Raw genomic sequence first — 24592 nt, 5'->3', positions numbered from 1 at the left:
CGTGCCCGTGCCGCGGGGGGCAACGCCGTCGGGTTAGCGTGGCTGCGGCGTGCCCATCCCCGTGACGGAGGCCAGTCCGCTCGTGCCCAACCCCTACCTGCACGTGCTGCGGACCCCGCACGCCCTGCCGATGGTGCTGGCCGCGTTCATCGGCCGGCTGCCGCTGTCGATGATCGGCCTGGGCAGCGTGCTGCTCGTCCAGTCCGAGACGGGCTCCTACGGCCTGGGCGGTGCGGTGGCCGCCGTCGGCGCGATCGCCACCGCGATCGCCGGGCCGGTGATCGGCCGGCTGGCCGACACCCACGCCCAGCGGCGGGTGCTGTTGGGTGTGCTGGCGATCTTCATCGTCTCGGGGGTGGCCTTCCTCTGGTCGGTGCGCGGCGGCTGGCCGCTGTGGACGGTCTTCCTCTCCGCCGCCGCCGCCGGGGCGAGCATCCCGCCGGTCTCCTCGATGATCCGGGTGCGCTGGACCCACCTGCTCCGCGGCACCCCGCGGCTGCCCACCGCCCTGGCGATGGAGTCGGTGGTCGACGAGTTCGTGTTCATCGTCGGGCCGGTGCTGGTCACCTTCCTGTCCACCACCGGGCACACCACCTCCGGCGTCGTCACCGCGTTCACGCTGGCCACGGTCGGCAGCCTGCTGTTCGCCGCGCAGGGGCACACCGAGCCGCCCCCGGCCGTGCACGGGCACCGGCGCGGGGCGTCGGCGATCCGGGTCCGGGGGCTGCGGGTGCTGTTCGTGGTGGGGGCCGCGGTCGGCGCCATCCTCGGTGCCCTGGAGATCGGCCTGGTCGCCTTCGCCGACGAGGTCGGTCAACGCTCGCTGTCGGGTCTGCTCATCGCCGGCCTGGCCGCCGGCTCGATGTTCGCCGGCATCGGCTGGGGCGTCGTGCACTGGAAGGTGCGGCTGCGGCACCGGCTGGTCGCCGCCCTCGTCGTCCTCACCGTGCTGACCGTGCCGCTGGTGCTGGTCACCAGCTACTGGCTGATGCTGCCGCTCGTGGTGGTCGCCGGCGTCGCCGTCTCGCCGTCGTTGATCAGCGCCTTCACCCTCGCCGAGGTGCTGGTGCCCCGCTCCGCGGTCACCGAGGCGTTCACCTGGATCGGCACCGCCCTCGCCCTCGGGGTGGCGATCGGGGCGTCGGTCGCCGGGAAGATCGTGGACACGGTCGGTGCCAACGCCAGCTTCCTGGTCGCCACGGTGGCCGCGGGGCTGGCGGCGGTGGTGGTCGGCCTGTGGCAGCGGACCCTGCACGTACCGGCCGAGCATGCCGCCTCCCCGGCGTTGGCCCACTGACGCCGGCACGCCCGGCCGGGGCGGGGCGGCGGGCTGGGATGCTCCGCGGATGACCTCCCCCCGCCCCGCCGCCGGTGGCGGACGACTGCTCGGGGTCGCCCCGGAGCGGCTGGACCGCTGGCTGGACGGCGTCGCCCAGCGGCACGGCGCGTTCACCGACGTCCGGTCCGACGAGGCAGGCGCGCTCACGGTGACCTGCCAGGACACCACCACGGTGCGGCTGACCGCCCCCTACGGCTGGACGCCGGGCCCCGCGCCGCTGACCGCCTTCAGCGCCGCGGCCAAGGTGCCGCGGCGCACCGCCGTCCTGCTGGTCCGGCGCGGCCGCTGGGCGGTCGGGGTGTTCGACGGCGCGGAACTCGTCGTCTCCAAGGTCGACGCCCGCCAGGTGCAGGGCCGCACCGCCGCCGGCGGGTGGTCGCAGCAGCGGTTCGCCCGGCGGCGCGGGCACCAGACCGACGCCGTCGTCAGCCATGCCGCGGACACCGCCGCCCGGGTGCTGCTGCCGCACGTCGGCACGCTCGCCGGCCTGGCCCCGGGCGGGGACAAGGGCCTGGCCGCGGAGGTGCTCACCGACCCGCGGCTCCGGCCCCTCGCCGACCTCCCGCGCCTGCCCGCCCTGGAGGTCGGCGAGCCGACCAAGGCCGTGCTGCTGGAGACCCCGGCCCAGTTCCGGGCCGTCCGGGTGCACATCGTGGAGCCCACCGACCGCGCCTGAGGGGCCGAAGTCGCGATTTCGGCCCCTCAGCTGGTGTGGTGGGTCTCCTGGAGGCGGTACACGGGGGTCGGGATGCCCACCTGCCGGGCCTTGAGCTGCAGCGCCAAGTAGAGCGAGTAGTGCCGGGACTGGTGCAGGTTGCCGCCGTGGAACCACAGTGCCTCCTGCTGGGTGGGCTTCCACATGTTGCGCTGCTCGCCCTCCCACGGCCCGGGGTCCTTGGCGGTGTCCGAGCCCAGCCCCCACACCTTGCCCACCCGGTCGGCGACCTCCTGGCTGATCAGGTCGGCGGCCCAGCCGTTCATCGACCCGTACCCGGTGGCGTAGACGACCAGGTCGGCCGGGAGCTCGGTGCCGTCGGCCAGCACGACCGAGTCCTCGGTCAGGTGGTCGACCTGCCCGTTGACCAGCCGGACGTCGCCGTTCGCCACCAGGTCGGCCGCGCCCACGTCGATGTAGTAGCCCGAGCCGCGGCGCAGGTACTTCATGAACAGGCCCGAGCCGTCCTCGCCCCAGTCGTGGTCGAACCCGGCGGCCTCGAGCCGCTGGTAGAAGTCGGCGTCCCGCTCCCGCATCTGGTCGTACAGCGGGATCTGGAACTCGTGCATGATCCGGTAGGGCAGCGAGGCGAAGGTCAGGTCCGCCTTCTCCGTCGTCATGCCGCCGGCCACCGCCTCCTCGGAGTACAGCGCGCCCAGCCCGATCTCCATCAGCGAGTCAGACCGGACGATGTGGGTCGAGGAGCGCTGGACCATCGTGACGTCGGCGCCGTTCTCCCAGAGCGCGCCGCAGATGTCGAACGCCGAGTTGTTCGAGCCGATGACGACGCAGCGCTTGCCCCGGTAGGCGTCCGGCCCGGGGTGGGCCGAGGAGTGGTGCTGGTCGCCGCGGAAGACGTCCTGTCCGGGCAGCACCGGGACGTTGGGCTTCCCCGACATCCCGGTGGCCAGCACCAACTGCTCCGGGCGCAGCACCACCGGCACGCCGTCCCGCTCGACGGTGACCGTCCACTCGGCGGTCTTCTCGTCGTAGGCGGCGCTGATCGCCCGGGTGTTCGCCCAGTAGTCCAGCTCCATCACCCGGGCGTAGGACTCCAGCCAGTCGGCGATCTTGTCCTTGGGGGCGAAGACCGGCCAGTTGTCCGGGAACGGGATGTAGGGCAGGTGGTCGTACCAGACCGGGTCGTGCAGGCACAGCGACTTGTAGCGGCTGCGCCACTGGTCACCCGGGCGCGGGTGCTTGTCGATCACGATCGTCGGGACGTCGAGCTGGCGGAGCCGGGCCCCGAGGGCGATGCCGCCCTGCCCGCCGCCCACGACCAGCACGACGGGCTGGGTCTCGTACCCGAGCTCACGGGCCTCCCGCTCGCGGCGGTCCCGCCAGGTCTCCCGGTCCCGGTGCACGCCGTGCTCGGCGCCCATCGGTCGCCGGTCCCGGACCGGCTCCTCGTGCCCGGTCAGCTCGTACAGCGTGGTCAGCAGGGTCCAGGCCCTGCCGTCCTGCAGCCGCAGGTGCCCGCGGCCGCGGCCGACCGCCGTCTCGAAGGCGATCCACGCCTCGTCGACGCCGTCGGCGCCGGTGGCCGGTCCGGTGGCCCGGAAGTCCTGCGGGTCGGTGTGGTCGAGCGTCGCCTGGAGCAGGTCCCGGACGCCGTCGTGCCCCTCGACCGTGGTGATGTTCCAGCTGAAGGCGACCAGGTCGCGCCAGAAGCAGGTGGGGGCGAACAGCTCGGCCACCCGGTCGACGTCCCGGGCGGTCAGGGCCGACTGGAACTCCTCCAGCCAGGCCCCGACCCGGCTGCCCGGGTCGTCGGCGTCGGGGGTCGTGGTGTCGGTCGGGTCCAGGGTCTGGGCCACCGTGCGGCTCCTGCGTCGTCGGAGGAGTGGCCGCCGCGACCGGCGTCCGGGTGCAGCTGACCACCCCCGCGACGCCCGACGAGAGAGCGGCGCCGGACTCGGCCCGGCAGCCGTCGAGCGCCGCCACCCGGCGTATGACTCACATCACGACCAGTGATCACAGAGGGGCCGAATTCGCGATCTCGGCCCCTGGGGCGGTGGAGGGCTGCAGGACCCGTCGGATCGGGTCGCCCCCTTGCCCTCGGCCGTGCAGGTGCGCCGTCCGGGGGTAGGGGAGCGCGGTGTCTCCTTCCTCACGCGCGGCGGACGGCCGCCTCGACAGCCGCCCCGACCAGCCGACCGGCGCCGCTCCCGGTCCGGGGGTCACCCGGCTCGACCTCGGGCCCGGTGCCGAGGCGCTGCTCGCCGTCCCGCCCGGCGACCCGCGACCGCGCCCCCTGCTGGTCTTCTTCCACGGTGCCGGCGGGACGGCGGAGCAGTCGCTGGCCGCCGTCGCCGAACTGGTCACCGCCCGAGACGTGCTGCTGCTCGCCCCGACCTCGACCGGCACCACGTGGGACCTGATCGACGGCGGCCTGGGCCGGGACGTCGCCGTCCTGGACGCGGCGCTCGCACAGGTCTTCGCACGCTGCCCGGTCAGCCAGGTGGCGATGTCGGGCTTCTCCGACGGTGGTTCGTACGCGCTGTCGCTGGGCGTGGCCAACGGCGACCTGGCCGCCGCCGTGCTGGCGTTCTCCCCGGGCTTCGTCTCCTCGCCCGGCCGGTACGGCCGGGCCAGGTTCTGGCTGAGCCACGGCACCGACGACCCGGTGCTGCCGGTGGACCGGTGCGGACGGCGGGTGTCGGCGGAGCTGCTCGCCGACGGCTACGACGTGACCTACGAGGAGTTCGCCGGTGGCCACGTGCTCACCCCGGAGCTGGTGACCGCCGGGCTGGAGTGGTGGCTCGGCGCCCCGGCCGGCTGACCGGCCGGGGCGGTGGCTCAGTCGCGCGGCGTGTCGGCGGTGGTCAGATCGACCTCTTCGTGCCGCAGCTGCTCGGTGACCGACGACTGCTCGGTCTCCCACGTCGTGGTCAGCCGTACCCGCTCGGCTGCCACCCGCTCCAGGGAGACCCGCGGCTCCTCGGCGTACAGGGTGACCCAGCCGGTGCTCCGGGAGGGCTGCCGCTCGCCCGTCGCCGCCTGGCCCGGCTCGCGGTCGCCGTGCGCCAGCGGCAGGTGCTCGATCCGGGCGCGCTGCCGGGTGATCGTCACCGGCACGAGCACCTCCTCGCTGACCTCCTCGATGCGCAGCACGGCCCGGGTCCAGGGCTCGACCACGGTCGTGACGTCCAGCTGCTCCTCGGCGAGGGTCATCGTGCCGTCGCCGGTCGTCGTGCCGTCGCCACCCCGGCCGGGGGTGGCCATCGGCCGGCGGTAGTGCTCGAGCAGCGCGGCCTCCTCCTCCGGGCTCAGGTGGTCCGGCCGGGTCGCCCGGGGCGCGGAGTGGACGGCGGCGGAGTCGACCGCCAGCTGCATCCGGTCCTCGGCGAGCTGGGACCCGGTGACCGGGGCGATGAGCGGGACCTCGTCGTCGTCCGGGGCGGCGTGCGTCCCTGGGGTGAGGCCCACCCAGGTGGGCTGTTCGGTCACGTCGTCCAGGTAGACCGCGGTGACCGTGCCCAGTGGCTTCCCGTCGCGGTCGTGGGCGATCGCACCGATGACAGAGGGGGGAATCGGGTCGCTGGCCATGACTGGTGGGTGATCCAGACGTCGGTGGTCTACACATCCCCCGGCGGGTCGTGCCGCAAGTCGGTTGAGCCGAGCACGGTGCGCGCGTAGCGTCCTCCGATCGTGTCCGTGCCGCCCGCCCCGGCCCACCCCACCGCCGCCGACCCGACCGACCCCGTCCTCGCCGCCGAACGCGACCACCTGGCCCAGGCCGCCGAGTGCCTGACCTCCATGCGTGCCGCCGCCGTCGCGGTCGCCGATGCCGGCGTCGACGCCTGGGCCTCCGAGCGACTCGGCGCCGCCCGCTCCGAGCGACTGCTCGCGCTGGCCGCCGACCCGGGCGTCCCGGCCTTCTTCGGCCGCACCGACGCTGCCGGTGACACCGACCCGGAGACCTTCCACATCGGCCGCCGCCACGTGCGCGACGCGGCCGGCGACCCGGTCGTCATCGACTGGCGGGCACCGATGAGCCGGCCGTTCTACCAGGCCAGCGCCACCGAACCGCAGGGCCTGCTGCGCCGTCGCCGCTTCGGCTTCGCCGACGGCGAGCTGACCAGCTACGAGGACGAACTGCTCGCCGACGGCCAGGACGACGGCGGGACCGGTGAGCTGCTCCGCCAGGAGATCGAGCGCCCGCGCAGCGGCCCGATGCGCGACATCGTGGCCACCATCCAGCCCGACCAGGACGACATCGTCCGGGCGCCGCTGGCGGAGTCGATCTGCGTGCAGGGCGCCCCGGGCACCGGGAAGACGGCGGTCGGGCTGCACCGGGCGGCCTACCTGCTCTACACGCACGGCGACCAGCTGGCCCGTACCGGCGTGCTGGTGGTCGGGCCGAACCGGGCGTTCCTGCGGTACATCGAGCAGGTGCTGCCCGCGCTGGGCGAGGTGGAGGTCGACCAGGCGACGGTCGCGAGCCTCACCGCCCGGGTGACCGTGCGCGCCCAGGACGAGCCGGCGGTCGCCGTCCTCAAGGGCGACCCGCGGATGGCCGAGGTGCTGCGCCGGGCGCTGTGGGGCGGCATCCGCAAGCCGACGGACTCGGTGCAGGTGACGCTGTCCGGGCGGAAGTACCGGATCGGTGAGGACCGGCTCAAGCGCTTCGTCGACGACCTGCGCCGGGCCGGGACCTCCGGGGTCGACGAGCAGCAGCTGGTCCACTACGCCGCCGGCCGGGAGCGGCTGGCCATGGGGCTGGCCGAGTACGCCCGGCGGCTCAAGGAGGCCGGTGGGGGCAGCCCGACCGACGCGGAGACCCGGCGGACCGCCCGCAGCGCCGAGGTGCGGGCGTTCTGCGACGCCGTCTGGCCGGCGGTGGACGCCGGCGGGCTCGTGCACGACCTGTTCACCGACCCCGAGCGGCTGGCCCGGGCGGCCCGGGGCGTGCTGACCGAGGAGGAGCAGGCGCTGCTGCACTGGCCGAAGCCGCCGCGGTCGGTGCGCGCCGCCCGGTGGACCGCCGCGGACGCGGTGCTGGTCGACGAGGTGGCCGGGATGCTGGAGCGGACGCCGGGCTACGGGCACGTGGTGGTGGACGAGGCGCAGGACCTCTCCCCGATGGAGTGCCGCGCCGTCGCCCGCCGGCTGGGCGCGGGTTCGCTGACCGTGCTCGGCGACCTGGCCCAGGCCACCAGCCCCTGGTCGGTGGCGGACTGGTCGCAGACGCTGACGGCGCTCGGCCGGCCGGCCACGGCCGTGCGGCCGCTCACCCGGGGCTACCGGGTGCCGGGCGAGGTGCTGGACTTCGCCAACCGGCTGCTGCCCGCGATCGCCCCCGGGCTGGCCGCGGCCACCGCGGCCCGCCGGGAGCCGGGGGCGCTGCAGCTGCGGCCGGTGGGCACGCTGGCCGGGCCGCTGGCCGAGGTGGTCGGCGAGCTGGCGGCCCGACCCGGGTCGACCGGGGTGGTCTGCGCCGACGCGTCGGTCGCCGAGGTCGTCGGGGTGCTCACCGCGGCCGGGCTGGACGTGGCGCCGCTGACCGACGACGGTTCGGCGCCGGCCCGGGTGTCCGTCGTCCCGGCCGGGCTGGTGAAGGGGCTGGAGTTCGACCACGTCGTGGTGGTGGAGCCGGCCGCGATCGTCGCCGCGGAGCCGCGCGGGCTGCACCGGCTCTACGTCGTCCTCACCCGGGCGGTGAGCAGCCTGGTCGTGCTCCACCACGCCGACCTGCCCGGCCTGCTGGTCGACTGATCACCGCGGTCCGGTGCTGCTGACCGACGTCCCTAGGCTCCCGGGCATGCCCGACTCCCTGCGCCGCGCGCTGCGCGTCCCCGCCGCCCCGATCGAGCTGCGCGAGATCGACCCGCGGTCGACGCCGCTGGCCCCCGGCGACAAGGAGCGCACCCGGGAGGCGACGCGGCTGGACGCCACCCACCTGGCCGAGCTGCAGCAGCGGCTCTACGCAGAGGGCACCGGCGGCAGCCGACGGCGGGTCCTGCTGGTGCTGCAGGGCATGGACACCAGCGGCAAGGGCGGCGTGGTCGAGCACGTCGTCGGCGCGATGGAGCCGCACGGCGTGGCGGTGGCGAGCTTCGGGAAGCCGACGCCGGAGGAGCTGCGGCACTCCTTCCTCTGGCGGGTGCGCCGCGCCCTGCCGGGCCCCGGCAAGGTCGGTGTCTTCGACCGTTCGCACTACGAGGACGTGCTGATCGGCCGGGTGCGCGAGCTGGCGACCCCGGAGGTGATCGAGCGGCGCTACCGGGAGATCGTGCGGTTCGAGCGCCAGCTCGTCGCCGACGACGTCACCGTGGTCAAGGTGCTGCTGCACCTGTCGCCGTGGGAGCAGAAGCAGCGCCTGCTGGCCCGGCTCGACGACTCGAGCAAGCGCTGGAAGTTCGACCCCGCGGACATCGACGAGCGGGCCCTGTGGCCGCAGTACCAGCAGGCCCACGCCACCGCCCTGGAGCGCACCGACACCGACACCGCACCGTGGTACGTCGTCCCGGCCGACCGGAAGTGGTACCGCAACTGGGCGGTCGGCCGGCTGCTGCTGGAGACGCTGACCGAGCTGCAGCCCCGGCTGCCGGAGCCGGCCTGGGACGTCGACGAGCAGCGCGACCGGCTGATCGAGGAGCACCCGATCGCCGGCTGAGTGCTGGTGGAGCACGGGGTGCCCGGGTAGCTTGGGCGACCCGGTGGAGCGCGCGCCGGCCGGGCCGAGGAGCGGGATGCCGACGTGAGCTTCGTCGACCCGCCGGCCGTCGCCGCATGGCGCCACCAGCAGGTCCGCACCGGTTTCGAGGTGGTGCACTTCCGGCGGTCCGGCGGGGGCTGGCAGGTGGTCGGCTGCACCACGGCGGTCGAGGCGGGCGTGGCCTGGACCGTCGACTACACCCTTGATCTCGACGCCGCCTGGGCCACTCGCCGGGCGGTGGTCACCGGACGGTCGTCGATGGGTGCCCGCAGGACCACGCTGGACTCGATCGGCGACGGCCGCTGGCACGTCGACGGGCTCCGGGCGCCGGACCTGGACGGCTGCCAGGACGTCGACCTGGAGTCCTCGGCCATGACCAACGCACTGCCCGTGCACCGGCTCGACCTGGCGGTGGGGCGGCGGGCGTCCGCGCCGGCCGCCTACGTGCGGGCCGTGGGCCTGGGCGTCGACCGGCTCGAGCAGTCCTACACGCGGCTGCACGACGACGGGCCCAACCGGCAGTTCCACTACAAGTCCCCGGCCTTCGACTTCAGCTGCCAGCTGGTGTTCGACCCGTCCGGGCTGGTGCTCGACTACCCGGGCATCGCCGTCCGTCAGCTCTGAACCGGGGTCCCGCGGTCGAGGCGCTCGTCCAGGGCCTGGGTGAACAGCCAGCCGCCGATGAGCACGAACTGGAGCAGGAACAGCCAGAACCCGATGGCGATCACGCCGCCGACCACGGTGAGGCCGCCGAACGGGGCGCCGAGGTCCAGCGGCAGGGCCAGGAACAGCACGAACCCCTGCAGGAAGCCGGACAGGCAGGCGGCGGTGAACAGCGCCCCGGACACCACGGCCCGCCAGCCCAGCCGACTGGCCGCGACGACCCGGAAGATCCACACCAACGGCAGGGTGAGCGCGAACAGCACCGAGTAGTAGCCGGTGGCGAACCCACCGACCGCGGCGCCGAAGCCGGGCGTCTCGGCCAGGTGCGCGAGCACCTCGGCGACCAGCAGCAACGGGTACAGCAGCAGCGGTGCCAGCACCAGCAGGGGCAGGGCCAGCGCCCGGCCCCGCCAGGCGGTGAACCGGTCGTGCGCGGGACTGAACCGCAGCAGCGCCCGGCGCAGGCCCTCGCCGTACAGCGAGATCGGCAGCAGGGTCAGCAGGGCGCCGACGACGCTGAGGCCCGTGCCCGCCTCGGCCAGCCGCTGCACCGCTGCCGGGGCGCCCAGCGCGTCGGGCAACACCTCGGACAGCCGGGTGGCGAGCTCGCGCACCTCGTCGGCCCCGGCCACCCAGCTGGTCAGCCCCAGGGAGAGCACCAGCGCCGGGACGACGGCGATCCCGGCGTAGAAGGTGAGCCCGGCGGCGATCAGTGCGGTGTCCCGGTTGCGCAGTCGGGCCCGTATCGCCCTCAGCAGGCCGCGCGCCTCCTCCGCCACCTGCACCGGGCCATGTGATCAGGTCCGGCGCGGTCCCGCTCGGCGGCGCGCCCGCACCTCGGTCAGCCGGTCGAGCCGCCCGAGCCCACGAGCAGCATGTACGAGAAGATGACCACCAGGATCAGCACGAACGTGCCGACGATCAGCAGGCGTGCCCGGTTCTTCGGCATCTTGCCCTGCCCGGTGCGGTCCGGGCGGCCATCGGGTCGCTCGCTCATCGGTCCTCCTGGAGTCGGTACGCGCCCCGCTCCGACACCGTGGTGCCCCCGGGGCGGCGCCTGCTCGGTCGAGCAGGCGGTGGTGCCCGGTGCCTGCCCACTTCCGCGGACCCTCACGCCTGAGACGTGGCCCACTCCGCTCAGTGGCCGCCGAGCAGGTGCTGCGCAGCGGCGAATCCGCCGAGGCCGCTGACCGCACCGCCGCGCACCGTGCCGCCCGAGGAGGCGGCGACCACCCGCGGGTGTGCCGTCGCCACGCCCCAGGTGCCGACGGCGGCGGGGTCGGGCGCGACCGGCCACGACAGGTCACCGTGGAAGATGTGCCCGCCCGGCATCGCCAGCGACGCCTCCACGTCCAGCGGCGAGGACGCCTGCAGGCACGGCCGCCCGTCGCCGTCGGTGGCCAGGCAGTCGGCCAGCGGCTCGGTCAGGTGGGCGTCCAGCTGCGCCAGCACCCGCTGCACCGCCTCCGCCCGGGTGCCGACGGGGTCGGCCGCGTAGAGCTCGGCCGGCGTGTGCAGCCCGAACAGGGTCAGGGTGTGCAGCCCGGTGTCGCCGACGATCGACGGGTCGGTGAGCGAGTGGCAGTACACCTCGAAGGGGACCACCTCGGGCAGCTGCCCGGCCGCAGCCTGCGCGTACGCGGCGTCGAGCTGGCCGGCCGCCTCGTCGACGTGCACGGTGCCGCTGAACACCCGGCGGGGGTCGGCGCCCGACCGCAGCCCGGGCAACCGGCGCAGCACCATGTTCACCTTCAGCTGCGACCCCGACGGCCGCGGCGCCGGGGCGGTGCCCAGCAGCTCGTCGAGCACGGCCGGGGCCGCACCGCAGACCAGGTGTCCGGCGTCGGCCGCGTGCGCCGTCCCGTCGGCGTCGGTCCAGTGCACGGTGACGCCGTCGGCCCGGGTCTCGACCGCGGTGACCTCGGCGCGGGTGAGCAGTGCGGCCCCGCGCGCCCGGGCTGCGTCGGCGAGCGCGCCGCTGACCGCGCCCATCCCACCGACCGGCACCCGCCAGCGGCCGGTGCCGTTGCCGACGAGGTGGTACAGGAAGCACCGGCCGGCCAGCCCGTCCGCGGCGTGCACGTCGGCGAAGGTGCCGATCAGCCCGTCGGTGAGCGCGATGCCCCGGACCTCGTCGTCGGTCAGGTGGTCGGCGACTACGTCGGCCAGCGGCCGTTCCCGCAGGTCGCGCCAGATGTCCGGGTCCCGCAGGCGCGCGAGGAGCGCCGCCTCGCTGGGCAGCGGTCCGGTCAGGGTGGGGGCCAGGTCCTCGGCGAGGGTGGTCAGCCGGCCGTAGAAGCGCTGCCAGCCGGCGAACTCCGCGTCCGAGCCGGTGAGGGCGCGGAAGGAGGCCGCCGTCTCCGGCCCCTCGTCCCGCTCGACCAGCAGCCCGGTGGCCGCACCGCCGCGGCGCAGCGGGGTGTAGGAGGCGACCGTCCGGTCCAGCAGGGTGATCGGCAACGCCAGGTCGGTGACGACCCGATCGGGCAGCAGGCTGACCAGGTAGGAGTACGCCGACAGCCGGACGTCGACGCCCGGGAAGACCTGCTCGCTGACCGCGGCGCCGCCGAGCACGGGCCGCCGCTCCAGCACGAGCACCGACCAGCCCGCGCGGGCCAGGTAGGCGGCGGCGACCAGCCCGTTGTGGCCGCCGCCCACCACGATGGCGTCGTACCGGGCTGCGGTGCTCACGCCAGCTCCCGGGCGAAGCAGAGCGAGAACGGGTCGTCCACGTAGTGCCCGAACGCCGGGACCGGCCGGTAGCCGGCCGCGGTGTACAGCCCGATCGCCTCGGGCTGGCGCGGTCCGGTCTCCAGCAGCACGGTGGTCCAGCCCCGCCCCACCGCCTCGGCCTCCAGCCCGGTGAGCAGCAGCCGGGAGACGCCGCGACCACGCGCCGCCGGGACGACGTACATCCGCTTGAGCTCGGCGGTGCCGTCCCCGAGGGGCCGCAGTGCGCCGCAGCCGATCGGCGTGCCGTCGTCGTCCCGGGCGAGGAGGACGACGGCGACGTCGGCGGCGGACGGCGGCACCCCCGGCTCGCTCGCACCGCCGTAGCGGGCCCGCAGCTCGACCTGCTGGGCGGCGGTCAGCGCGGCGACGTCCGGGTCGTCCCACGAGGCGGCGGAGAGGTTCGGCACGAGGTCATCCTGGCGCGCCGTCGTCCACCTGCTGCAGCAGCCCCCAGACGAACCTCGCCCGCACCCGGCCGGGGAGGTGCACCTCGAGACGACTCGGGACGCCGGGGTCCACCGCGGCCGCGCCGGGCAGGGTCACGACGTCGTCCACCACGTGCTCCCAGACGCGCAGGGCTCCCGGTGCGGCCGCCGGCACCGCGGAACCGGGCGCGCGGACCAGCTGCTCGTGGAGCACCGCGCCGTCCGGGCCGCCCAGCACCTCCCACCGCAGGTGGGGCCACAACGGCAGCGGCCACCGCCGGACGACGAGGTCGACGTCACCGAACTTGCGGTCCTCCTGCTCGGCGGGTGGACCCAGCACGGCAGCGCGCAGCGCGAGTCCGCGCGGTGCTCGCTCTGTGTGATGGAGCGCGCGCCAACGACGGTGCGCGGCATGCACTTCGGCCCGGTCGGCGCCGATGATCGGCAGGGCCTCGGCGACCAGGTCGGGTCGCGTGTCGGCCATGCGACGGAGCAGCACGAGGCAGAACTCCCGCCGTGCCAGCCCCTCCACCCGGCGAGCCTGTCACGCTCGGTGAGCGTGTTGGAGCACACGCCCGGGGATTTCCACAAATTCACCCCAGTCGTTTGTCACGAGCACATAACGCACGTACGGTCACCAGCGGTCCTGACGGGCAGCGCAGTCGCCCACCCGGGTGACCACCGACAGGACCGCCGCCGAACCACACGGCTCGCCGCAACACTCGCGGGCTCGTGGACCGGGGACCCACCGCAGCACTGGGGTGAAGCTCTGCACGGCCCGTTCGCGGGCCTCGCGGAGCCGGGCGACTTCCCGCCCGAACCCGTCAGCTAACTCGGTAGGCGGCAGGTGGAAGAAAGGACACACCCGCCGAACATGGCGAGTTCGCACACCTCTGTCCGTCGTGGCCGCAACGGCCGACGGGCCCTGCTCACTCTGTTTGTCGCGGGTGGCGTAGCCCTCGCTCCGGTGCCCGCCCTGGCGGCTCCTGAAACACCCACCACCTCGCAGGAGGCGGCCGAGCTCATCGCCGCCCGCGGTCACGACCTCGAGGTCGTCACCGAGAAGATGCACGAGGCGACCGACGTGCTGACCAGCATGAAGGCCGCCTCGGACGTTGCCGCCGCCGAGCTCGTCGCCGCCGAGGCGGCCGTGGTCGAGGCTCGTGACCACGTGCGCCAGGTCGCCCGCAGCGCCTTCACCGGTGAGCAGCTCTCCTCGATGCAGGCCATGCTCACCAGCTCCTCCGCCGACGAGATGCTCGACCGGATGGGCACGCTGGACAGCATCGCCGGGCACAACAACGAGGTGCTCGGGGTCGCGCAGGAGGCCACCGTCAGCGCCGACGAGGCGAAGGCCGCTGCCGAGAAGGCCGCCGCCGACGCGGAGGCCCAGGTCGCTGAGGTCGCTGCCCAGCAGGCCGACCTGAACGAGCAGATCGCCGAGTACCAGGCCGAGTACGACCGGCTCTCCGCCGAGGAGCGCGAGCGCGCCCGCATCCTGGCCGAGCAGCACGCGGCCGCAGAAGCGGCTCAGGCCGCAGCCGAGCGCGAGGCCCAGGCTGCCGCGGCGGCCGAGCGCAACAACGCCCAGACCGCCTCGCGAGACGAGCGCACGGCCCCCGCCGCCGCCGCTCCGTCCGTGTCCCGCTCCGCCGCCGTCGCCGCACCGGCGCCGGCACCGGCCGCGCCGGTCGTGGCCAGCAGCGGCGCTGCCGCCACCGCGGTGAACACCGCGATGGCCCAGCGCGGCAAGCCCTACGTCTGGGGCGCCACCGGCCCGAACTCCTACGACTGCTCCGGGCTGGTGAAGTACTCCTACGCCTCGGCCGGGGTCAACCTGCCCCGCAGCAGCAGTCAGCAGGCGGCGTCGGGCCGGGCGGTCTCCCGCGGCGAGCTGCAGCCGGGCGACCTGATCGCCTACTACAGCCCGGTCAGCCACATCGGCATCTACATCGGCAACGGCCAGATGGTCCACGCGCCGACGTCGGGTGACGTGGTCAAGGTCGCCAGCATCGACGCCATGGGCCCCATCACCGCCATGCGTCGGGTCGCCGGCTGACAGCTGCACCACCCCGCGACACCCGCCGGTGCCCCGGTCGCCTGACGGCGGCCGGGGCACCGGCGCGTCCGGGCCCGCTGCGTCGGGGTCCGGTGCGGCTGATCGCCGGTGGCGACGATCACCCGGGTCCGCGCACCGGCGGCCCGTCCCGCCGGGCACGATGAGGAGCAGTCCACCCACGCCCACCCCGAGGAGCACCGTGCCCGCCGCACTGACCGACCCCACGAGGGTCGCCCGCGTCTTCCGCGTCGTCGCCATCGCCGAGGCCGTCTCCTGGGTGCTCCTGCTGGCCGGCATGTTCGTCAAGCGGGTGCTGGAGGCCTCGGAGCTGGGCGTGCAGGTGTTCGGCCCGGTCCACGGTGCGGTGTTCGTGGTCTACGTCGTCGTCACCCTGCTGGCGTGGCGGGTGCTCCGCTGGACGCCGGCCACCGGGCTGCTGGCGCTGGCCGCCTCCATCCCGCCGCTGGTGACCATCTGGTTCGAGCGCTGGGCCCGGCGGACCGGCCGGCTGCCGGTCGACGCCACCAGGCCGGTCCGGGTCGGCTGAGCGCACGATGGTCACCCCCGTCCTGCCCGCCACCGCCCGCGCCCTGCTGGCCCGCACCGCCCGGGTCCAGCGCGACGGCCGGGCACCCAGCCTGGTCGCGGGCGTGGTCCGGGACGGCGGGCTGGCCTGGTCGGCCGGTCGCGGCGACGTCGCCGAGCCGCACACCGACGTGCAGTACCGGCTGGGCTCGATCAGCAAGACGGTGACGGCCCTGGTCGTGCTCCGGCTCCGCGACGAGGGCCGCCTGGGGCTGGACGACCTGCTCGAGGAGCACGTCCCCGGCACCCCCTTCGGGGAGCGCACCGTGGGCCAGCTGCTCGCCCACCTCGCCGGCGCGAGCTCGGAGAGCCCCGGCGGCTGGTGGGAGCGCGTCCCCGGCGGGACGCTGGCCGAGCTGCGGCTGACCGACGACGACGTCGTCCTGGGCAGCGCACGCCGCTTCCACTACTCAAACCTCGGGTTCGGGCTGCTCGGTGAGCTGGTCGCCCGACATCGTGGGCGCTCCTGGGCCGAGGTCGTCCGGGACGAGGTGCTGCTGCCGCTGGGCATGGCGCGCACCACCCCGCGGCCGACCGGTCGGGCGGCACAGGGTGCGGCCGTGCACCCGTGGGCGGACGTCGTCCTGCCCGAGCCCGAGCACGACGCCGGCATCATGGCCGCGGCCGGCCAGCTGTGGGCGACGCTGGCCGACCTCGGCCGGTTCGCCGCCTTCCTGCTCGGCGACACCGGCGACGTGCTCTCCCCGGCGACGCTGGAGGAGATGACCGTGCCGGCCGGGATCGACTCGTCGTCCCCCGGGTGGTCGGCCTACGGGCTGGGGGTGCAGGTGCTGCGCGTCGACGGGCACACCCTCATCGGCCACGGCGGCTCGATGCCGGGCTTCCTCGCGGGGGTCTTCGTCGACCGGTCCGAGCAGGCCGGAGCGGTGATGCTGGCCAGCACGACCAGTGGGCTCGACCCGCTGGTGCCCGGGCTGCTGGCCGACCTGCGGGCCGCCGAGCCCCGGATCGTCGACGCCTGGGCGCCGTCCCCGCCGCCGCTGCCGCTCGACCTGCTCGGCGTCTGGTTCTGGGGGCCGGCCCCGCTGGTGCTGCGTGCCCAGTCCGGTGGCCTGCTGCACCTGGGGCCGCTGCCCGGCCGGCCCGGCCGGGCGAGCCGGTTCGCTCCCCGCGCGGACGGCACGTGGGTCGGGCTGGACGGCTACTACGCCGGCGAGACGCTGCGCATCGCCCCCGACCACCTGGACCTGGCGACCTTCGTGCTCACCCGTACGCCCTACGACCCCGAGGCACCCGTGCCCGGCGGGGTCGACGAACGCGGCTGGACGGCGCCCTAGGCGTCAGGTGCCGGGCGGTCGGGCGCTGGGGTACAGGCCGGCGGCGTACTGCTCGCCGTAGTACTGCTCCAGCTCGGCCAGTGGCGTGGCGGCAGCCTCCTGGGCGTGCGCGATCCGGGCCCGGGAGGGCAACGCCCCGGGATCCCAGGTCGCCGGGTCCCACAGCTGCGACCGCAGGAACGCCTTGGCGCAGTGGTAGAAGACCGACTCGATCTCCACGACCATGGCCAGCAGCGGCCGGTGTCCGCGGACGAGCATCCGGTCCAGCAGGTCCTCGTCGCGCACCAGGCGGGCCCGGCCCTGCACCCGGAAGGTGTCGCTGCGGCCGGGCACCAGGTAGATCAGCCCGACGTGCGGGTTGGTCAGGATGTTGCGGAACCCGTCGGCACGGCGGTTGCCGGCGCGCTCGGGCAGCGCGATCGTCCGGTCGTCCAGGACGACGGTGAACCCGGGCGGGTCGCCCTTCGGGGAGACGTCGCAGCTGCCGTCGGCCGCGGAGGTCGCCACCAGGCAGAACGGTGAGGCGGCCAGCCAGTCCCGGTCGATGGCGTCCAGGCAGGGGCGGTCCTTGGTGGCGGCGCGGGGCGCCGGTTCACCCAGCAGCTCGCGCAGCTCCGCCTCGGTGGTGATCTCGTCCACGGGGCCAGTCTGGCCCAACGGCCCCGTCCCGAGGCCCACCGCGACCGGGGTGGCTCCTCAGGCGAGGTCGAACGCGTCCATCGTCGTCTTCACGACGACGCCGTAGGCCAGGTGTGGGACGACGTCGCTGACCCAGTCGGTGGCCGACCAGGTGCGCGGGTCGGTGATCCCGAGCGCGGTCATCGGGCCGTTGGTGCCGATGAGCACGCCGATCGTGGTCAGCGCCGTCCCGACGAGGGGCTGGGAGCGGAAGCCGGCCGCGCGGGCGAGCCCGGCGAGCACCCCGACCCCCACCCCGGCCGCCAGCCCGGTGAGCGGGCCGAGGCCCTGGACCCGGTTCTGCCGGGTCTCCTCGTCGCCCGGGATCGACACGTGGGCCTTCTCCGCGAGCACCTCGACCGTCTGCTCGGGGGTGGAGCTGGTGCCCCGGCCCCGGCCGACCATGTCCAGGTAGGTGACGGCGTTGAGCGCGGTCGTCCCCGCTGCGCCGGCGGCGGCCCCGCGGAGCACCCAGCCCAGCGTGCTGATCCCGCGCTTGCCCTTGCCGATCGTCCCGAACGGAGTGTGCTTGGCCATGGTCGCGGCCCTACCCGGACCGCCGGGCGGGCGAAACGACCGTCAGCGCCAGCTGAGCCGGCTGCGGGCGGACCAGTACTCCGCCGGCTCCTCGGGCTGCACCCAGCCCGCCGCCGTCGGATCAGCGGCGGTCAGGTCCAGGGTGCGGGCGGCGGCGTTGCTCTCCAGCTGCGCCACGGTCACCGCGCCGGACAGCACGACGTCGCACCACGGCTGGGCCAGGGCTGCGGCCAGGGCGAGGGCGTCGACCCCGACGCCGCGCTCCCGTGCAGCAGCGGCCAGCGGGGAGTCCGCCGCGCTGCCCCGGTCGGTCAGCCGGCCGTTGGCGACACCCTCCTTGACGACCACCCGGGCGCCGGCGGCCGACGCCTCGGCCAGCGCCGGCCCGGCCGAGGGCTCCAGCAGGTTCCAGGTCGACTGCACGCTGGTGAACAGCGGCGCGCCGTCCACGGTCAGCTCCAGCCCGCGCCGCACCGCATCGGCCTGGGTCGGCCCCGAGGTGGAGAAGCCCAGCTCGACGCCGTCGGCGCGCAGCTGGGCCAGCCGGTGCTGCAGCGGCCGGTCGGTCCACAGCGGGCTGTCGGCGGTCAGCGAGTGCACCTGGTACAGCTTCAGCCACGGGCCGAGCAGCGCCGTCGTCTCGGCCAGCTGCCGCTCGAAGGCGGGCTCCGTGTGCTCCTTGACCTCGTGGACCGTGGCGTCCGGGCGCCAGTCGGCGGTGTAGCGGTAGCCCCACTTGCTGGCCACGAACGGGGCGGCGCCGGTGGCGCGCAGCCACGAGGCGAGGAACTCCTCGGCGCGGCCGTAGGACCGCGCGGTGTCCACGTACTGGATGCCCAGCGCGGTCGCGGCGTCGAGGAGCTCGGAGGTGCGGGCCTGGAGGACGGCGGGGGCGCGGTCGGCGGGCAGGTCGGCGTCCCGGCCGAGGGTGAGGTAGGCAGGCCGGCCGACGGCGGCCAGGCCGACACCCAGCTGGGCAACGGAGTCGTGGGGCACGTGCCCATCCCAGCACCCGGACGGCGGCCGGGGCATCCTGACCGGGTGGACGACGCCGACCGGCTGCTCGAGCAGACCATCGACGCCCTGCTGGACCAGCGTCGTCCCGGCGCGTCCATCTGCCCGTCGGAGGCGGCCCGGGCGGTCGACCCCGACGGCTGGCGGGACCTGATGCCCGCCGCCCGCTCGGCGGCCGGACGGCTGGCCGCGGCGGGCACGGTCGAGGTCACCCAGTCCGGCGCGGTGGTCGACGTCGCCACCGCGCGCGGGCCGGTGCGGGTCCGCCGGCCCTGCTGAAACGGCTGTCCCCGCGGGCCGGTGCGTCGCTACCGTGCGATCTCCACCGGCGTACGGGAAGCGGGGCAGCGTGGCGGTCGACGGACAGGCGTACCGGTCCGAGCTGAGGCTCGAGTTCGACCCGCCGCCCACCGCGGCACCCCGGCCGGAGCTGGCCGACGTCGGCAAACTGGTGCGCCGCGGGGTGCGGGCAGTCGTCGGGGCGGCCCGCGCCGAGGACCGGACGACGCTGTCCGGCCTGCTGCTGGCCCATCTCGGTCCGGCGGGTGCCGAGCTCGACGTCGTCGAGGAGGCGTGGCCGGGCTACGAGCACGTGAACGTCCAGGCCGGGCTGGACACCTGGCTGGCCGGCGCGGACCGCGCCTGGCAGCTGGTCGGCGTCGTGGGCTTCCAGCACCGGCCGTTCGGGCTGGGGGAGCTGCTGTCGGCGGGGCCGGAGGCGCAGGACCCGTACGGGCCCCGGCCGGGGAACGCCTCGCGGGTCAACCGGGCGGCCGGACCGGACGGGGAGTCCCGGCCGTGCGTGCGCTGCGGCGTCTACCTGGTGACCGAGGGGCCGGCCCGGACCGCGGTGCTGGTGCGCGGCCCGGAGCCGGAGTCGGGGCTGCCGAACACCACGGTGCAGGTGGTCAGCACCGACCCGGAGCTGGCTGCGCGGGCCGCGACGGAGATCCGCGCCGCGGCGATGGCGCAGAACGTGTTCCGCGGGCAGGTGCTGTCCTTCGGCGCCGAGGTGTTCGGCCACGGCCAGACGCTGCTGCAGTTCCACCGTCGGCCCACCCTCGCCGCCGACCAGCTGGTGCTCGCCGCGGACACGCTCGCGGAGGTGCAGCGCCAGGTCGTGGAGGTGGCGCGGCACAAGGAGCAGCTGCTCGCCGCCGGGCAGCACCTCAAGCGCGGCGTGCTGCTGTACGGGCCGCCCGGCGTCGGCAAGACGCACACCGTGCGGTACCTGACCAGCAGGCTGACCGGGACGACGGTCCTCCAGCTCACCGGCAACGCCCTGCACCTGATCGCCGAGGCCTGCTCGGTCGCCCGCGCGCTGGCGCCGGCGATGCTGGTCATCGAGGACGTCGACCTGATCGCCGAGGACCGCGGCATGCACCCCGGTCAGCACCCGCTGCTGTTCCAGCTGCTCAACGAGATGGACGGGCTGGCCGAGGACGCCGACGTCGTCTTCGTGCTGACCACCAACCGGGCCGACCTGCTCGAGCCGGCGCTGGCGGCGCGGCCGGGGCGGGTGGACCAGGCGGTGGAGCTGCGGCTGCCCGACGCCGAGGCCCGCCGGGCGCTGTTCGAGCTCTACCGGCGCGGGCTGGAGGTGGACACCAGCGGGCTGGACGACGTCCTGGCCCGGACCGAGGGCGTGACCGCGTCGTTCCTCAAGGAGCTGCTGCGCCGGGCGGCGTTGCTGGCGGCCCAGCGGACCGGCACCGGGCCGCTGAGCGTGTCCGCCGCCGACCTCTCCGGCGCGCTGGACGAGCTGCTCGACACCCGCAACGCGATGACCCGCACCCTCCTCGGCAGCGCCCCGGGCTGAGGTGCGCCGATCAGGCGCCGCGGCGCCGGGACCGGTGCACCAGCAGGGCGGTGAGGAGGACGAGGCCTGCGCCCGCCGCGACGAGCACGCCGGCCCAGGGCTGCGGCGCGGACCGCAGCTCTGTGCCGGCGGCGCCGGGCAGCGGGTCGACGGCGGCGCCCTCCGCCGCGCTCAGCGCCCGGACCTCGGCGACCAGCTCCGGTGCGGCCGGCGCGGTGCCACCACAGAGGTCGGCGCGTTGGGGGCCGCCGTCCTGCCCGCCGGCGAAGACCAGGAACGGTCCGTCACCCGACAGCTCGATGCCACAACTGGCGCCCGAGGCGGCCGAGACGACGCCCTGCCGGGCGTGCGCCGTGCCCTTGAACACCGCGTCGACGGCGAACACGTGCAGAGCGGGGTCGTCGCTGTGCGAGCCGCCGCGGACCTCGCGGGAGACCAGGTGCCCAGTGAAGACGGAGTCCGCTCGCGCGAACTGCTCGGTGGTGGCCAGCCCGGCGCAGCTGCACGCCGCGGCCGGGGTCGCCAGGACCCAGCCGGTGGCCACCATGGCCAGAGCGGCCACGAGCACCGCGATCGGTGTCGTCGTCCGTGCCATGGCCGAGAGCCTGCTCGGGCAGGGTCTCGATCAGGTCTCGCCGACGGCCGGGCCGGACGTCAGTCCGCGTCCGTGACCGGGAGGGACCCGGCGGCGCGTTCCAGCAGCGGGGTCATCCGGTGGTCGACGAACCGGCGCAGCGCCAGGTTCGTGTCCGTGCGCTGGACGCCGGGGATCGCGAGCACCTGCTCGGTGATCCGCCACAGGTCGTCGGCGTCGACCGCGACCACCTGGACCAGCAGGTCGGCGACCCCGGAGAGCCCGATGACCTCCAGCACCTCGGGGATCGCGGCCAGCGCCTCCCCGACGTCGGCCAGGCTGCGCTGGACGACCTGCACGGTGACGTAGGCGCCCAGCCGGTAGCCCAGCGCCTCGGGCCGCACCCGGCGCTCGAAGGGGTCCAGGACGCCGTTGGACTCGAGCCGGACCAGCCGCGCCTGCACCGTGTTGCGGGCCAGGCCCAGCTGCTGGGAGAGCGCGAGGACGGTGGCCCGGGGGTCCTCGGACAGGGCGAGCAGCAGCCGCGCGTCGGTGGCGTCCAGGGCGGGCACGTTGCTCAGTCTGACATGGGAGGGCGGTCCGGCAGTGCCCTTTCTGCGCAATGGCAGCAGAGGTGGTTGCGCAGATCGGCGGGCGAGTGATCTTCTGCACACGCGGTCCGGCGTGCCACCATATGTGAGTGGCGCCACACTCCGGCGCCGCATGGACGTCCAGCGACGGGCGCTCCGGTGACCCCGGGCTCCGTCGAGGCGGCAAGGCCAGACGGCGAGGAGAGTGGCGTGACTGCGTTGCAGCAGAAGACCACCGAGGTGGTCGATCCCGTACCGGGCGCCGGAGCGCCACACCTGCCGGGCCAGCCGGACCTGGTCCAGCTGCTGACCCCCGAGGGCGAGCGGGTCGAGCACCCCGACTACGGCCTGGACATCTCGGACGAGGAGCTGCGCGCCCTCTACCGCGACCTCGCTCTGGTCCGCCGGTGGGACGTCGAGGCGACCGCCCTGCAGCGCCAGGGGGAGCTCGGCATCTGGGCCTCGCTGCTCGGTCAGGAGGCGGCCCAGGTGGGCGCCGGCCGGGCGCTCGCCGAGGGCGACATGGCCTTCCCGACCTACCGGGAGCACGGCGTCGCCTGGACCCGGGGCGTCGACCCGCTGCACGTGATGAGCTTGTTCCGCGGCGTCGACCAGGGCGGTTGGGACCCGGTCGCCCACAGCTTCAACCTCTACACCGTCGTCATCGGCGCGCAGACCCTGCACGCCACCGGCTACGCCATGGGCGTGCAGCGCGACGGCGCGGAGAGCGCGGTGCTGGCCTTCCTCGGCGACGGGGCGACCAGCCAGGGCGAGGTCAACGAGGCGATGATCTGGGCGTCGTCGTTCGCCGCTCCCGTCGTCTTCTTCTGCCAGAACAACCAGTACGCGATCAGCGCGCCGATCGAGCGGCAGTCCCGGGTACCGCTGTACCAGCGCGCCGCCGGGTTCGGGTTCCCCGGCGTGCGGGTCGACGGCAACGACGTCCTCGCCGTCCTCGCCGTGACCCGGGCGGCCCTCGCCGCTGCCCGCGAGGGCTCCGGCCCCACCTTCATCGAGGCGTTCACCTACCGGATGGGCGCGCACACCACCTCCGACGACCCGACCCGCTACCGGCTGGCCAGCGAGCTGGAGGCGTGGAAGCTGCGCGACCCGATCGCCCGGCTCAAGGCGCACCTGTCCCGCGCCGGCATCGCCGACGCCGACTTCTTCACCGGGGTCGACGCCGAGGGCGACGAGCTCGCCGCCCGGATCCGGAAGGGCACGCTGGAGATGCCCGACCCGGCCGGGACGGAGATGTTCGACCACGTCTTCGCCGAGCAGACCCCGGAGCTGGCGCAGCAGCGCGAGGAGTTCGTGGCGTACCACGCCTCGTTCGAGGGGGAGCAGTGACCGAGACGCTGACCATCGGCAAGGCGCTCAACCTCGGCCTGCGCAAGGCCATGGAGGACGACGGCAAGGTCGTGCTCATGGGCGAGGACATCGGCAAGCTGGGCGGGGTCTTCCGGATCACCGACGGCCTGCAGAAGGACTTCGGCGAGGCCCGCGTCGTCGACACCCCGCTGGCCGAGGCCGGGATCCTCGGCACCGCGGTCGGGCTGGCGATGCGCGGCTACCGGCCGGTCTGCGAGATCCAGTTCGACGGCTTCGTCTACCCCGCCTACAACCAGATCGTCACCCAGGTCGCCAAGATCCACGCCCGCTCCCGGGGCAAGCTGCCGATGCCGATCGTCATCCGCATCCCCTTCGGGGGCGGCATCGGCGCGGTCGAGCACCACAGCGAGAGCCCTGAGGCCTACTTCGCGCACACCGCTGGCCTGAAGGTGGTCGCCGTCAGCAGCCCGGCCGACGCCTACTGGGGCATCCAGCAGGCGATCGCCTCGCCCGACCCGGTCGTCTTCTTCGAGCCCAAGCGCCGGTACTGGGAGAAGGGCGAGGTCGACCCGGACGGCGCCCCTGACCCGCTGTTCGGCTCCCGGGTGGTCCGCGGCGGCGACGACGTCACGGTGCTCGCCTACGGGCCGATGGTGAAGACGGCGCTGCAGGCCGCCGACGCCGCCGCCGAGGAGGGCCGCTCGCTGGAGGTCGTCGACCTGCGCACCCTCTCCCCGCTGGACCTCGGGCCGGTCTACGAGTCGGTGCGCCGCACCGGTCGCTGCGTGGTCGTGCACGAGGCGCCGGTGACCCTCGGCCTGGGCGCTGAGATCGCCGCCAGGGTCACCGAGAACTGCTTCCACTCGCTGGAGGCGCCGGTGCTGCGGGTGGGCGGGTACGACACCCCCTACCCGCCGTCGAAGCTGGAAGAGGACTACCTCCCCGACCTCGACCGCGTGCTCGACGCCGTCGACCGAGCGATGGGGTTCTGATGGCCGAGCTGCGCCAGTTCAAGCTGCCCGACGTCGGGGAGGGGCTGACCGAGGGCGAGATCCTGTCCTGGCTGGTCGCCGTGGGCGACACGGTCACCGTCAACCAGCCGCTGTGCGAGGTGGAGACGGCGAAGGCCGCGGTCGAGCTGCCCAGCCCGTTCTCCGGCACGGTGACCGAGCTGCTGTTCGACGCCGGGACGACGGTCGACGTCGGCGCACCGATCATCACCATCGACGTCGGTGGTGGCGCAGCCCCGGCCGCGGACGCATCGGCGGCCGAGGGCACCGGCTCCGGGTTGATCGGGGAGACGAACGCCAACGGCCGGACGGCGGTGCTGGTCGGCTACGGCCCGCGCAGCACCGAGGCCAAGCGCCGTCCCCGCCGGGGGCAGCCGGTCGAGGCCGCAGCCGCCCGCGCCACGGCGCCGCAGGTGCTCCCCGAGGCCGACTACGGCTCGGGCAGCGACCGGCCGCCGCTGCTGGCCACCGCACCGGACGCCACGGTGAAGCCGGTCCGGCACGGTGGGCTGGAGGCCGCTCGGGCGGCCGAGGCGGCGGCGGCCCGCCGTCCCGCCGAG

Annotated in this window: 26 protein-coding genes and 1 riboswitch; of the genes, 14 read left to right on the top strand and 12 right to left on the bottom strand. The window is 74.9% G+C overall.

Annotated features, from left to right (window positions below; all coding sequences use genetic code 11):
* Positions 1 to 49: 49 nt before the first annotated feature.
* Both IN07_RS10985 and IN07_RS10980 read left to right on the top strand, forming a co-directional pair.
* Positions 50 to 1297, top strand: coding sequence for an MFS transporter (locus IN07_RS10985; RefSeq protein ID WP_231558143.1), 1248 nt, complete (start codon positions 50 to 52; stop codon positions 1295 to 1297).
* A gap of 49 nt (positions 1298 to 1346) precedes the next feature.
* Entirely contained in the window at positions 1347 to 2015 is a 669-nt protein-coding gene (locus IN07_RS10980) for an acVLRF1 family peptidyl-tRNA hydrolase (RefSeq protein WP_036335840.1), read from the top strand.
* A gap of 26 nt (positions 2016 to 2041) precedes the next feature.
* Here IN07_RS10980 and IN07_RS10975 read toward each other — a convergent pair whose 3' ends face one another.
* A complete protein-coding gene (locus tag IN07_RS10975; RefSeq protein ID WP_036335838.1) occupies positions 2042 to 3871 on the bottom strand; it encodes an NAD(P)/FAD-dependent oxidoreductase in 1830 nt (609 codons plus the stop codon).
* 281 nt (positions 3872 to 4152) lie between these two features.
* Here IN07_RS10975 and IN07_RS10970 point away from each other — a divergent pair, with 281 nt between their 5' ends.
* Positions 4153 to 4836 carry an alpha/beta hydrolase gene (locus IN07_RS10970; protein ID WP_036335837.1) on the top strand — a complete coding sequence of 228 codons (684 nt, stop codon included), beginning with the start codon at positions 4153 to 4155 and terminating at the stop codon, positions 4834 to 4836.
* Between the two features lie 17 nt (positions 4837 to 4853).
* Here the strand turns inward: IN07_RS10970 and IN07_RS10965 are convergent, their stop codons facing one another.
* The gene (locus tag IN07_RS10965) at positions 4854 to 5603 is read right to left on the bottom strand and encodes a YsnF/AvaK domain-containing protein (RefSeq protein ID WP_036335836.1); all 750 of its coding nucleotides are present in this window, start codon (positions 5601 to 5603) and stop codon (positions 4854 to 4856) included.
* Positions 5604 to 5705: 102 nt separating this feature from the next.
* Here IN07_RS10965 and IN07_RS10960 point away from each other — a divergent pair, with 102 nt between their 5' ends.
* The 3 genes from IN07_RS10960 to IN07_RS10950 all read left to right on the top strand — a co-directional run bounded on the left by IN07_RS10960 (position 5706) and on the right by IN07_RS10950 (position 9339).
* Positions 5706 to 7772: a HelD family protein gene (locus IN07_RS10960; RefSeq protein ID WP_052091140.1), complete on the top strand. Its 2067-nt coding sequence runs from the start codon at positions 5706 to 5708 to the stop codon at positions 7770 to 7772.
* A 46-nt stretch (positions 7773 to 7818) separates the two neighbouring features.
* Complete coding sequence (locus tag IN07_RS10955) at positions 7819 to 8673, top strand: PPK2 family polyphosphate kinase (protein WP_036335833.1); 855 nt, start codon at positions 7819 to 7821, stop codon at positions 8671 to 8673.
* An 84-nt stretch (positions 8674 to 8757) separates the two neighbouring features.
* Positions 8758 to 9339 carry a putative glycolipid-binding domain-containing protein gene (locus IN07_RS10950; protein ID WP_036335832.1) on the top strand — a complete coding sequence of 194 codons (582 nt, stop codon included), beginning with the start codon at positions 8758 to 8760 and terminating at the stop codon, positions 9337 to 9339.
* Here the strand turns inward: IN07_RS10950 and IN07_RS10945 are convergent.
* The 5 genes from IN07_RS10945 to IN07_RS10930 all read right to left on the bottom strand — a co-directional run bounded on the left by IN07_RS10945 (position 9330) and on the right by IN07_RS10930 (position 13068).
* Entirely contained in the window at positions 9330 to 10163 is an 834-nt protein-coding gene (locus IN07_RS10945; protein WP_081975337.1) for a YihY/virulence factor BrkB family protein, read from the bottom strand. The genes IN07_RS10950 and IN07_RS10945 overlap by 10 nt on opposite strands.
* A gap of 56 nt (positions 10164 to 10219) precedes the next feature.
* Positions 10220 to 10375: a hypothetical protein gene (locus IN07_RS25205; RefSeq protein WP_156119134.1), complete on the bottom strand. Its 156-nt coding sequence runs from the start codon at positions 10373 to 10375 to the stop codon at positions 10220 to 10222.
* A 140-nt stretch (positions 10376 to 10515) separates the two neighbouring features.
* The gene (locus IN07_RS10940; RefSeq protein ID WP_036335831.1) at positions 10516 to 12069 is read right to left on the bottom strand and encodes a phytoene desaturase family protein; all 1554 of its coding nucleotides are present in this window, start codon (positions 12067 to 12069) and stop codon (positions 10516 to 10518) included.
* Positions 12066 to 12518 carry a GNAT family N-acetyltransferase gene (locus IN07_RS10935; protein WP_036335830.1) on the bottom strand — a complete coding sequence of 151 codons (453 nt, stop codon included), beginning with the start codon at positions 12516 to 12518 and terminating at the stop codon, positions 12066 to 12068. Before IN07_RS10935 ends, IN07_RS10940 begins: the two co-directional genes overlap by 4 nt.
* Before the next feature lie 4 nt (positions 12519 to 12522).
* The gene (locus tag IN07_RS10930; protein WP_036335829.1) at positions 12523 to 13068 is read right to left on the bottom strand and encodes a hypothetical protein; all 546 of its coding nucleotides are present in this window, start codon (positions 13066 to 13068) and stop codon (positions 12523 to 12525) included.
* Positions 13069 to 13237: 169 nt separating this feature from the next.
* Positions 13238 to 13394: riboswitch (cyclic di-AMP (ydaO/yuaA leader) on the top strand.
* 109 nt (positions 13395 to 13503) lie between these two features.
* On the opposite strand from IN07_RS10930, the gene IN07_RS10925 reads away from it, so the two are divergent.
* The 3 genes from IN07_RS10925 (at position 13504) to IN07_RS10915 (ending at position 16478) form a co-directional block, all read left to right on the top strand.
* Entirely contained in the window at positions 13504 to 14595 is a 1092-nt protein-coding gene (locus IN07_RS10925; protein ID WP_231558141.1) for a C40 family peptidase, read from the top strand.
* A gap of 199 nt (positions 14596 to 14794) precedes the next feature.
* Positions 14795 to 15142 carry a DUF3817 domain-containing protein gene (locus IN07_RS10920; protein WP_052091139.1) on the top strand — a complete coding sequence of 116 codons (348 nt, stop codon included), beginning with the start codon at positions 14795 to 14797 and terminating at the stop codon, positions 15140 to 15142.
* 7 nt (positions 15143 to 15149) lie between these two features.
* Positions 15150 to 16478: a serine hydrolase domain-containing protein gene (locus tag IN07_RS10915; protein WP_036335827.1), complete on the top strand. Its 1329-nt coding sequence runs from the start codon at positions 15150 to 15152 to the stop codon at positions 16476 to 16478.
* Between the two features lie 3 nt (positions 16479 to 16481).
* On the opposite strand, the gene IN07_RS10910 is transcribed toward IN07_RS10915, so the two are convergent.
* Genes IN07_RS10910 through IN07_RS10900 form a run of 3 tightly spaced genes read right to left on the bottom strand, consistent with a single transcriptional unit; the run spans position 16482 to position 18689 of the window.
* Positions 16482 to 17117 (bottom strand): pyridoxamine 5'-phosphate oxidase family protein, encoded by a 636-nt coding sequence (locus IN07_RS10910; RefSeq protein ID WP_036335826.1) that lies wholly within the window; start codon positions 17115 to 17117, stop codon positions 16482 to 16484.
* A gap of 57 nt (positions 17118 to 17174) precedes the next feature.
* Positions 17175 to 17693 carry a hypothetical protein gene (locus tag IN07_RS10905; RefSeq protein ID WP_036335825.1) on the bottom strand — a complete coding sequence of 173 codons (519 nt, stop codon included), beginning with the start codon at positions 17691 to 17693 and terminating at the stop codon, positions 17175 to 17177.
* A gap of 42 nt (positions 17694 to 17735) precedes the next feature.
* Positions 17736 to 18689, bottom strand: a complete 954-nt coding sequence (locus IN07_RS10900) for an aldo/keto reductase (protein ID WP_036335824.1) — start codon at positions 18687 to 18689, stop codon at positions 17736 to 17738.
* A gap of 45 nt (positions 18690 to 18734) precedes the next feature.
* On the opposite strand from IN07_RS10900, the gene IN07_RS10895 reads away from it, so the two are divergent.
* Positions 18735 to 18986, top strand: a complete 252-nt coding sequence (locus IN07_RS10895; protein ID WP_036335823.1) for a DUF3253 domain-containing protein — start codon at positions 18735 to 18737, stop codon at positions 18984 to 18986.
* Between the two features lie 70 nt (positions 18987 to 19056).
* The gene (locus tag IN07_RS10890) at positions 19057 to 20526 is read left to right on the top strand and encodes an AAA family ATPase (protein ID WP_052091137.1); all 1470 of its coding nucleotides are present in this window, start codon (positions 19057 to 19059) and stop codon (positions 20524 to 20526) included.
* Positions 20527 to 20536: 10 nt separating this feature from the next.
* Here IN07_RS10890 and IN07_RS10885 read toward each other — a convergent pair whose 3' ends face one another.
* Both IN07_RS10885 and IN07_RS10880 read right to left on the bottom strand, forming a co-directional pair.
* Complete coding sequence (locus IN07_RS10885) at positions 20537 to 21121, bottom strand: hypothetical protein (protein ID WP_156119133.1); 585 nt, start codon at positions 21119 to 21121, stop codon at positions 20537 to 20539.
* A 59-nt stretch (positions 21122 to 21180) separates the two neighbouring features.
* Positions 21181 to 21672 (bottom strand): Lrp/AsnC family transcriptional regulator, encoded by a 492-nt coding sequence (locus tag IN07_RS10880; RefSeq protein ID WP_197058437.1) that lies wholly within the window; start codon positions 21670 to 21672, stop codon positions 21181 to 21183.
* A 228-nt stretch (positions 21673 to 21900) separates the two neighbouring features.
* Here IN07_RS10880 and pdhA point away from each other — a divergent pair, with 228 nt between their 5' ends.
* The 3 genes from pdhA to IN07_RS10865 all read left to right on the top strand — a co-directional run.
* Positions 21901 to 23040, top strand: coding sequence for a pyruvate dehydrogenase (acetyl-transferring) E1 component subunit alpha (gene pdhA, locus IN07_RS10875; RefSeq protein WP_036335820.1), 1140 nt, complete (start codon positions 21901 to 21903; stop codon positions 23038 to 23040).
* Complete coding sequence (locus tag IN07_RS10870) at positions 23037 to 24014, top strand: alpha-ketoacid dehydrogenase subunit beta (RefSeq protein WP_036335819.1); 978 nt, start codon at positions 23037 to 23039, stop codon at positions 24012 to 24014. The genes pdhA and IN07_RS10870 overlap by 4 nt, the downstream gene beginning before the upstream one ends.
* Positions 24014 to 24592: biotin/lipoyl-containing protein (locus IN07_RS10865; RefSeq protein ID WP_036335817.1), on the top strand; the 579-nt coding region annotated here is incomplete at its 3' end. The genes IN07_RS10870 and IN07_RS10865, both read left to right, overlap by 1 nt.

The organism is Modestobacter caceresii (assembly GCF_000761485.1).
GTDB classification, from domain to species: domain Bacteria; phylum Actinomycetota; class Actinomycetes; order Mycobacteriales; family Geodermatophilaceae; genus Modestobacter; species Modestobacter caceresii.
Note: the sequence above shows the minus strand (reverse complement) of the source record. Positions and strands in the feature narration are given on the sequence as shown.

Bases quoted from the DNA above. Each gene is read 5' to 3' on its own strand.
- IN07_RS10885 (WP_156119133.1), bottom strand. From the start codon at position 21,121: ATGGCACGGACGACGACACCGATCGCGGTGCTCGTGGCCGCTCTGGCC.
- IN07_RS25205 (WP_156119134.1), bottom strand. From the start codon at position 10,375: ATGAGCGAGCGACCCGATGGCCGCCCGGACCGCACCGGGCAGGGCAAG.
- IN07_RS10915 (WP_036335827.1), top strand. From the start codon at position 15,150: ATGGTCACCCCCGTCCTGCCCGCCACCGCCCGCGCCCTGCTGGCCCGC.
- IN07_RS10955 (WP_036335833.1), top strand. From the start codon at position 7,819: ATGCCCGACTCCCTGCGCCGCGCGCTGCGCGTCCCCGCCGCCCCGATC.
- IN07_RS10980 (WP_036335840.1), top strand. From the start codon at position 1,347: ATGACCTCCCCCCGCCCCGCCGCCGGTGGCGGACGACTGCTCGGGGTC.
- IN07_RS10965 (WP_036335836.1), bottom strand. From the start codon at position 5,603: ATGGCCAGCGACCCGATTCCCCCCTCTGTCATCGGTGCGATCGCCCAC.
- IN07_RS10905 (WP_036335825.1), bottom strand. From the start codon at position 17,693: ATGGCCAAGCACACTCCGTTCGGGACGATCGGCAAGGGCAAGCGCGGG.